A 945-nucleotide genomic window follows, 5' to 3' on the forward strand; every position below is an offset into this window, starting at 1 on the left:
TTTATTCGTTGGCCTTCTGAGGAATCCTGATCATTCCGAGACCGCTTATCGACAGGCTTCCTTATTGCGACAGAACCTGAACGAGAGCATCAGGGGCGCTGGTGTTACGGCAAGACGCCGATGCGCACTTTCCTCGATTCGCTCGATCTCGCCAAGGAGAAACTCATCCCCCATTGATGACTCGTACTTTGTCGGCCCGACTACCTGTCAGATCAAGTCCCGGCTAATACAACTCACGGTTCTCCCGCTCCAGCTCCTTCAGCCGCTCCAGTTCGGCTGTCGTGGCGCCGGCGCGCTGGCCCCGATCCTTCTGCTCCTGCCGAACCCATTTGCGTAGCGTCTCCGGCGTGCAGCCGACTTTCGCCGCGATCGAGCTGATGGCCGCCCATTCCGATTCGTACTCCCGCAGGTGGTCCAACACCATCCGCACGGCGCGTGCGCGCATCTCCGCCGAGTATTTCGGTTGGGCCTTCTTTTTTACATTGCTTTCAGGTTTTAAGGTTTCCATGACCCCATTCTCTCAAAGGTTGAGGTCTCCGAAAAACCCGGGCCGATTCACACTGAGCTTGTTCGGGCGTGGCTCGCGCCGGTACTTCGGCGTCTCATTCACCGACGCATGAAGCCACTTCGATACCGTGTTGCGCGACAAGCCTGTCTTACGCGCGATCTCACGCTCCGACAGCTTGTCCCTGGTGTGCAGCCGCCGAATTCTGCCAATCATGTCCATGGTGATCACTCCGGAACCCCGCTGCCCAGAAAAACAGCAGAGTAGATTGAACACCTGGCTCACTTTTACTTCGGCACTACCTATAAATCTGGCTCAGTTTCCGGTCGGCGTTAACAACCATGCACATGGTCGCCAAGGGACGGGGATGCGGCTATTTTCTTGGACTGGTTTACGCCGTTAGCCCCAGGCTTTCACGGTACTCGATGGGGCTGAGATAT

The 945-nt window shown here is 56.8% G+C and carries 2 pseudogenes; both read right to left on the bottom strand.

What is annotated here, in order from left to right:
• Positions 1 to 229: 229 nt before the first annotated feature.
• Positions 230 to 508 (bottom strand): annotated as a pseudogene (locus WS68_RS16080) (transposase); the annotation flags it as partial.
• A 51-nt stretch (positions 509 to 559) separates the two neighbouring features.
• Positions 560 to 727, bottom strand: a pseudogene (locus tag WS68_RS16085) (helix-turn-helix domain-containing protein); the annotation flags it as partial.
• Positions 728 to 945 lie beyond the last annotated feature (218 nt).

The organism is Burkholderia sp. TSV86 (genome assembly GCF_001522865.1).
Lineage (GTDB): Bacteria > Pseudomonadota > Gammaproteobacteria > Burkholderiales > Burkholderiaceae > Burkholderia.